Origin of the sequence: Cobetia sp. SIMBA_158 (assembly GCF_046566945.1) — a bacterium.
Classification (GTDB): Bacteria; Pseudomonadota; Gammaproteobacteria; order Pseudomonadales; family Halomonadaceae; genus Cobetia; species Cobetia amphilecti.
In genome coordinates, this window is record NZ_JAWJYL010000020.1 from 45534 (window position 1) to 53338 (window position 7805).

At 62.6% G+C, this 7805-nt stretch carries 8 protein-coding genes; 5 read left to right on the forward strand and 3 right to left on the reverse strand.

Annotation, left to right across the window (positions count from 1 at the left end; genetic code table 11):
- Window positions 1-199: 199 nt before the first annotated feature.
- On the forward strand, window positions 200-1168 hold the full coding sequence (locus R2R70_RS18555; protein WP_043336555.1) for an NAD(P)H-quinone oxidoreductase: 969 nt from the start codon (window positions 200-202) through the stop codon (window positions 1166-1168).
- 205 nt (window positions 1169-1373) lie between these two features.
- On the opposite strand, the gene R2R70_RS18560 is transcribed toward R2R70_RS18555, so the two are convergent.
- Both R2R70_RS18560 and R2R70_RS18565 read right to left on the reverse strand, forming a co-directional pair.
- Complete coding sequence (locus R2R70_RS18560; protein WP_043336558.1) at window positions 1374-1874, reverse strand: hypothetical protein; 501 nt, start codon at window positions 1872-1874, stop codon at window positions 1374-1376.
- Between the two features lie 253 nt (window positions 1875-2127).
- Window positions 2128-2613, reverse strand: coding sequence for a tetratricopeptide repeat protein (locus R2R70_RS18565; RefSeq protein ID WP_043336560.1), 486 nt, complete (start codon window positions 2611-2613; stop codon window positions 2128-2130).
- 317 nt (window positions 2614-2930) lie between these two features.
- Between R2R70_RS18565 and R2R70_RS18570 the strand changes: the two genes are divergently transcribed.
- From R2R70_RS18570 to yaaA, 3 genes are all read left to right on the forward strand, one after another.
- Window positions 2931-3962, forward strand: a complete 1032-nt coding sequence (locus tag R2R70_RS18570; RefSeq protein ID WP_410978689.1) for an NADP(H)-dependent aldo-keto reductase — start codon at window positions 2931-2933, stop codon at window positions 3960-3962.
- An 80-nt stretch (window positions 3963-4042) separates the two neighbouring features.
- A complete protein-coding gene (locus tag R2R70_RS18575; RefSeq protein ID WP_043336565.1) occupies window positions 4043-4495 on the forward strand; it encodes a DMT family transporter in 453 nt (150 codons plus the stop codon).
- Between the two features lie 107 nt (window positions 4496-4602).
- Window positions 4603-5391: a peroxide stress protein YaaA gene (gene yaaA, locus R2R70_RS18580; RefSeq protein WP_410978690.1), complete on the forward strand. Its 789-nt coding sequence runs from the start codon at window positions 4603-4605 to the stop codon at window positions 5389-5391.
- Window positions 5392-5418: 27 nt separating this feature from the next.
- Here the strand turns inward: yaaA and R2R70_RS18585 are convergent, their stop codons facing one another.
- Entirely contained in the window at window positions 5419-6024 is a 606-nt protein-coding gene (locus R2R70_RS18585) for an isochorismatase family protein (RefSeq protein WP_235507073.1), read from the reverse strand.
- 74 nt (window positions 6025-6098) lie between these two features.
- On the opposite strand from R2R70_RS18585, the gene R2R70_RS18590 reads away from it, so the two are divergent.
- A complete protein-coding gene (locus tag R2R70_RS18590) occupies window positions 6099-6998 on the forward strand; it encodes a Tim44 domain-containing protein (protein WP_107335863.1) in 900 nt (299 codons plus the stop codon).
- The last annotated feature ends 807 nt before the right edge of the window (window positions 6999-7805 follow it).

Below are 7805 nucleotides of genomic sequence, written 5' to 3' on the forward strand. Positions count from 1 at the left end.
CCGCACGGAGTGCGGAGCGCGATGTCTGGATCATGGGGCTTGATATCACGTCAGGTTCGCGCCACTTCATGACAGATGCGTCACAGTCCCCGTACAGTGAGATGACAGTCGCCCACGTGATCCGCGGCCGATGCGCCCCGGCACGGAGATCATCCGCGTACGAACAGGCAGCGCGACTGCCACGCCAAGGAGAGAGCGAATGTTTGCGATAGCCGTCGAGAATGAATCACTGGTCTGGCAGGAAACCGAGGCCCCGCACGGGATCGCCTCGGACGAGGTGCGTATCGAGGTGGCCTGGGCCGGCGTCAACCGCGCCGACCTGATGCAGCGTGCCGGCCAATATCCGCCACCCGAAGGTGCCAGTCAGATCCTGGGACTGGAGGTCAGTGGCACCATTCGTGAAGTTGGCCGCCACGTCGAGCGCTTCAAGGTCGGTGATCCGGTCTGTGCGCTGCTGTCCGGTGGCGGCTATGCCGAGGAAGTGGTCGTCAACGCCCTGCAGGTGCTGCCGGTGCCGGAGGGCTATAGCCTGCGAGACGCCGCCGCCCTGCCGGAGATGTTCGCCACTGCCTGGCTGAACCTGTTCATCGAGGGCAACCTCAAGCACAAGGAGCGCGTGCTGCTGCACGCCGGTGCCAGCGGCATCGGTACCACCGCCATCCAGCTGTGCGGGCTGTTCGGGCATCCGTGCTTCGTGACCGTCGGCAGCCAGGAGAAGCTGGAGACCTGCCTGCGCCTCGGTGCGGATGCCGGCTGGAATCGCCACGATGGCAGCTTCGTGGAGGCCGTGAACGACTGGGGCGGCGCCGACATGATTCTCGACCCGGTGGGCGGCGGCTATCTGGCCGACAATCAGCAGGTGCTGAAACAGGATGGCCGCATGGTATTGATCGGCCTGATGGGCGGGCGCATGGATGAGCTGGATCTGGGTCGCATGCTGATGAAGCGTCAGCGCCTGATCGGCTCGACCCTGCGGTCGCGCTCCCCCGATGGCAAGGGCATGGTGCTGGATGCGCTCTACGTGCATGTGTGGCCACGCCTGGCGCGGGGTGAGCTGCGCCCGCATATCGACAAGAGCTGGCCGATCCAGGAAGCCGATGCCGCGCATGCCTATGTGCAGGACAACGCCAGCACCGGCAAGGTGTTGCTGGCGGTGACGGGCGCCTGAGCCTCGTCATGGCGCTGATGATATCAGCATGAAAAAAGCGCCAGCATGAAAAAGCGGCAGCCCACTGGGCTGCCGCTTTTTTGGCTTTATTGGCGTTATCTCGTGCTCGCTGCTCCGCCTGACAACATCTGACCTGACAACACCCGGCCTGACAGCAGTGTCGCTCATGCCGCCAGGCGTAGACCCCGAGGCACCTGGCAGAGGCTTACTCGCTGCGCCCGATCGACTGGGCTTTCTGCCAGGTGAGTTGCAGCAGACGGGCGTCGTCTCCGGCGCGATGGCGCTGGATGCCACCCTCGGCGATCACCGCTTCCTTGAGCTCCGCCCAGCAATTCAGCTGCTCCTCATCGAGCAGCCGTCTGAGCGCCTCGAGACGAAAGCGCGGCAGCATGCCGGCATGATAGAACAGCAGCGAGAGCCAGGTATTGTCGTAGCCCCAGCTGTCACTATAGGCGATTCCCGCCTCACCCAGCTCATCATTGACCCACTGCGCTACCTCACGTACTGGCCGCCCTTCGCGTGCCAGCCGTGCCCGTGAGATGCCATGCAACAGCTCCGCCTTCGGGTCCCAATGCACCCACTCATCAAGAGGCTGTATCAGAAAGGCGCAACTGCTGCCGTCGGCACGTGCCAGCCCGATCTCGATCGGATAGCTACCACGGCCAAAGCCGGAGGCTTCAATATCGAGCAGAATAGGCAGCGTCACACGAATCTCCCAAGGTATCTCAGGCAGACAGGGCCCGGGCGAGAAGAGGTTGAATGTCCTCAGGTTACGGGAATTGCCCCCTGCTTGGCGAGTCCTGAGCGCGACGCTGTCAACGCAGGCATCAGGTCGATCTGCTCCATCACGCTGGCATCACGCTCAAGAGACGCGCGCGGGAGGGCCAGAGACGACAACGCCCTCACGAAGAGGGCGTTGTCAGTGGCAGCGAGGGCAGCACATCAGCTGGTACATCCAGTCAGTGCAGGTCTGCCTCACCACCCGTGCGGGCGTGGGCTTCCCACTGCTCGGCCTTGTGCGGGCAGACCGCCAGACCGAGGGAGCCTTCACGATAGGCACGCGCCAGGCGCTGGGCCGCGAGAGCATGGCGGCACTCGGCGGCACGTGCGTACCAGGTCACGGCCTTGGCCGGATCGCTCTGATACTGGGCACAGCCATACTCATAGATACGCGCCGCCTGATACTGGGCATGCACGTCGCCGGCCTGCGCGGCCTTGATGACGAAACGCGCGCCCTTGGCCTTTTCCTGAGCGGAGTTGCCGCGCTGGAACAGCATGTGCCCGTACAATGACAACGCACCGGTGTGACCGGCATTGGCGCAGTGATTGAACAGACGCATGGTCAGACGATGCTTCTGCTGAGAGCCGGACAGCCAGGAGGCGTGGAACAGACGCTCCGCCAGGCGGTATTTCAGTCCAGTCATCAGGGTTGGGGCCTGCGGCATGACGAGTAACCTTGATACAGAATAAGAGGGGTGACGCCGTGTCCTGGCCCGATCCTGAGCCCGCGACGCTATTCTCCTTGCCAACACTGTCAGTTTGCCCTTGCGGGCGGCCTAGAAAGACTGCTCCCCTGACAGCGGGGCGCCAAGCATACTCGCGCAATCGGGGGGACTCAAGCCCGCCTTGTGGGTTTTTGTTACGCTGCTAATATGTGCGCCATCCTTGGGGTAAAGTACGCGCGCGAACCGCGCGCCACGCGCGTGCTGGAAGCACTCGTCCTGCCCGCTACATTGACACCTACCCGATAGGGGAATCCTGCATGCAACGTAGAGCTCTTGGCCGTACTGGCATCGACGTCAGTCTGCTATGCCTTGGCACCATGACCTTCGGCGAGCAGAACAGCGAAGCCGATGCCCACCAGCAGCTGGACCGCGCGCTCGACGCTGGCATCGACTTCATCGATACCGCTGAGATGTACCCGGTGCCCCCGAATGGCGAGACCCAGGGCCGTACCGAGGAATACATCGGCAGCTGGCTGGCGGCTCGCGGCAATCGTGATCAGGTCAAGATCGCCACCAAGGTCACCGGCCCGGGCATGGATTACCTGCGCGGTGGTTCGCGCCTGACGCGTGAGCAGATCATCGCCGCCTGTGACGACAACCTGCGTCGCCTGGGCACCGATTACATCGACCTCTATCAGCTGCATTGGCCGGACCGCAAGACCAACTTCTTCGGCAAGCTGGGCTACCAGCCGACCGAAGAGGAAGACATGACGTCGCTGGAAGAAAGCCTGTCGGCCCTCGGCGAGCTGGTCACCGCCGGCAAGATCCGCGCCGTGGGTCTGTCCAACGAGACGCCGTGGGGCGTGATGCAGTGCCTGAACCTGGCCGAGCGCCTGAACCTGCCGCGCGTGGCCAGCGTCCAGAACCCGTACAACCTGGTCAACCGCAGCTTCGAAGTGGGCCTGGCCGAGTTCGCGCATCGCGAAGATGTCGGCCTGCTGGCCTACTCGCCGCTGGCCTTCGGCACCCTGTCCGGCAAGTATCTGGACGGCGCCCGTCCGGAAGGCGCTCGCCTGACGCTGTTCGAGCGTTTCCAGCGCTACAACGCCGAGCCGGCTCAGCACGTCATCGCCTGCTACGTGGACATCGCGCGTCGTCACGGCCTGAACCCGGCCCAGATGGCCCTCGCCTTCGTCAACACCCGCCCGTTCCTGACCAGCAACATCATCGGTGCCACGACGATGACCCAGCTGGAAAGCAACATCAAAAGCCTCGAGGTGGAGCTGAGTGAGGAAGTGCTGGCCGAGATCGAGATGATCCACAACACCGCGCCCAACCCGTGCCCCTGAATCGCCTCTGACCCGTAACGGATACACAACCCCGACAGGCCGGTCATCATGACCGGCCTGCTCGTGACCAAGGACCCCTCATGAATCCCGCTGAATTGAGCATGATCCTCATGGCTGTCGCCGCCGGTGCCATGATGCCGATTCAAGCTGGCGTCAATTCCACGCTGGCCCTGCAGACCCACAGCTCGCTCATGGCTGCCATGGTCAGCTTCGTGGTCGGCTCGATCGCGCTGGTCGTCATCGTGCTGGCCATGCGCCTGCCCATGCCGGGCGTCGGCGCTCTGAAAGCGGCCCCCTGGTGGAGCTGGACCGGCGGTCTGCTGGGCGCCTTCTTCGTCGCGGCCAGCGTGATACTGGTGCCCAAGCTGGGTGCTGCCACCATGATGGCCACCTTCCTGGCGGGGCAGCTGACGGCCTCGGTGGTGCTGGACCACTTCGGCTGGGCGACCTTCCCGCAGCATGATCTTTCGCTGGGGCGCGTGGCAGGCGTGTTGCTGCTGTTCGCGGGGGTCTTCCTGATCCGCCGCTATTGATGCCTCTGGCGTCACGCGTTGCAATCTATGGCCCCGATAGTCCTGGCGGACTCGGGGCCATCTTGTCTGCCTGATATACTGAGACCTTTCCCTGCCAGGAGGTCTACATGCTGAGTGTGATTTCGCCCGCCAAATCGCTGGATTTCGACAGCGCCCCCGTGACCTCCCGTCATAGCCAACCCGATTTTCTCGAGCAGGCTCAACCGCTGATCGACATCCTGCGCAAACAGTCGCCGCAGGACATCGCAAGCCTGATGAAGCTCTCCGACAAGCTGGCCGGCCTCAATGCCGCTCGCTTCCAGGAATGGCAGCCGCCCTTCACGCCAGATAATGCCAAACAGGCGGTGCTGGCCTTCCAGGGGGATGTCTATCAGGGCATGGCGGCGGACTCGTTCAGCGAGGAAGACTTCCAGCGCGCACAACGCAAGCTGCGCATTCTCTCCGGCCTCTATGGGCTGCTGCGCCCGCTGGATCTTATCCAGCCGTACCGTCTCGAGATGGGCACGCGTCTGAGCAACCCGGCCGGCAAGGACCTCTACGCCTACTGGCGCAAGACGCTGACACCGGCACTGGAGCAGGCGGTGGAAGACAGCGGCACGCCGATACTGGTCAACCTGGCCTCCAATGAATACTTCAAGGCCATCGATGCCAAGGCGTTCCGCCACCGCATCGTGACGCCGGTGTTCAAGGACGAGAAGAATGGCCAGTCCAAGATCATCAGCTTCTACGCCAAGCGTGCACGCGGCCTGATGAGCGCCTGGATGCTCAAGCACGACATCGAGACAGCCGAGGACCTCAAGGACTTCGACGTGGCCGGTTATCGCTTCTCCAATGCCGCCTCTGAGGGCGATACGCTGGTCTTCACGCGCAGTGAGGCCGACGCGGCACGCGCCTGATACGTGACCGCTGGGTCACTTAACGCCTCATCCGCCCAGCCCCGGGAAAGTCAGATGCTCTGCGGCACGCGGTTTGAGGTAACGGCGATGAATATCGCCGAACAAGACGTGATCTGCACACCCAAGCCATTCATACGCCACCATCTCGGCACTGACGATACTGGCGCCCGCGGCCTCGCAGCGGGCCACTCCCAGCGCCGCCTCCCGCGGGCGGCGACTGGCGACCCCATCGGCGACCAGCGCCACTCGATAGCCTGCGCCACACAGGGACAGCACGGTCTGCATCACACAGACGTGCGCCTCGGCACCACATACCACCAACTGGTCACAGCCACTCTGCTCCAATGCCTTGCGAAAGTCCTGCGCATCCAGCGCGCTGAAACTGCGCTTGGTAAAGCAGCGGGTGCGCTCGCTCAGTAGATGCGTCATCGGAGCACTTGCACCCAACTTGTCGGGACAGTGCTCGGTCAGCCAGACGGGAATTTCCAGCGCCTGGGCGATTCCGCCCAGCCAGATGGCACTGTTGATGGCCTCGGTTCCGCCGCTCAGAACCGGCATCAGGCGAGCCTGGAAATCGATCAGCAACAACAATGATCGCCTCGCCATCAGGTGTTGAGACTTTTCGTCGTCCATTGGTCCTCCCACGACGATTCCAAGGCTAGAATGGAGCTTCCACTTACACGCTAGCGCATCCAAGGAGATCCCACATGCGCCATCTGTTCATCATGCTGATGGTCGGCTTGCTCGGCTTCGGTCTGAGCGTCGAACACGCAGAGGCCAAGCGCCTCGGCGGCGGCAAGAGTTTCGGTAGCTACTCACGATCCGCTGACAGCGGAAAATCCTCCAGCTCACTGTTTGGCAGCAACAAGGCCACCAACAGCAGCACCGCAGCGAAGTCCAAGCCCTCCAGCGGCCTGTCCAAGTTTGCCGGACCTCTGGCAGGCCTGCTGGCAGGCGGCCTGCTGGCATCGCTGTTCTTCGGCGGCGCCTTCGATGGTCTGCGCATGACAGACTTCCTGATCATCGCAGTGATCGCCTTCATCGCCTTCAAGTTCCTCAGCGCGCGCAAGAAGGCCGCCATGGCGAGCGGCGGGCCGGCAGGTAGTGGTGGTGGTTCCTCTACACGCCACGACGACCAGCCGCGCAATGTGCAGGCGCGTGAAGCGCATCAGCCACAAGGCGAGTCGCTGGCGCCGGCCGGTGGTATCGGGGCAGGCCTGACGGGCGGTGCACCGACCAGCGAACCGGCCTGGTTCGACAAGGAGCAATTCCTCGGCGGCGCCAAGGAACACTTCATGACGCTGCAGCGCGCCTGGGACAACAACGACCTGCCGCGCATTCAGGAGTACGTCACGCCAGAGCTCTACAATCTGCTGCGTGAAGAGCGCGCTCAGCAACCGGCCAACAACCGTACCGAGATCGTGCGTCTGTTTGCTGAACTGGGCAGCGTGCAGGAGATTGGCAAGCAGGCGGAAGCGACGGTCCTGTTCCACGGCGTGCTGGATGAAAATGGCGAGCAGAACGAGTTCAACGAGACCTGGCACCTGGTCCGTGAACTGCGTGATGGCGCCGACTGGCACATCCAGGGCATCGAGCAGAACAGCTAAGTCGTTCCTCGCTCACTGACATGACCTTCACTCCGTGAGGGCCACATCAGATGCCAAAGCGGCCGGATGATCACTCATCCGGCCGCTTTTTTGTGTCTCACTGCAGATGACCTACCAGGGCTTTGCAACTGCTCGCCGAAGACCACAAAGGCATCGCCCGAATGACAGGCATAAAAAAACCGGCCACTGGGGAAGTGACCGGCGGATAGGCTGCTCGACTGCAAGGCAGGAGCGCCAGATCGCAAAAAGTCTGCTGATGGGATAGCACAGACAAGTTTCTAAGCAAGGGAACGTCGAAACTCACATACTCAGAGTCGCCGATTGAGCTTTAGTTCAGCCTGACCGTAAAAAACATGAGCAACCCTGAGGTGCAGAACCCGCGACGCCTGATCAGCCCCCACCATCAGCCGGCTGTACCCATGGTTTCAGCAAGGCTTGCCTACTCCTGGACACTCCTCCTGCTCGACAAGCCCTTGTGGATAATTCAGGCGCCACTCCCAGATTCCGGTTGTCCACAGGCGGATCTCTGCGTACCTCCCTTCCTCAGCAGGGCGCCTTGCTCCCCCTATGCACTGCCATAGACAGCACCGCCCCTGCAGCAAGGCGACAGAGGCGGTGCGGGACAAGTGCCTGACGAGCTTTTCATGACCGCCCTTGGTACAGGCCTCCCATGAGGTGGCCATCCGTGGACTTTCTGCGCGCCAATTTTCCTGAGCACAACTTTTCCTGAGCACAAAGAGAACCGCCCCTGCAGCAAGGCTGCAGGGGCGGTTCGGTATAAGTGCCTGACGATGACCTACTCTCACA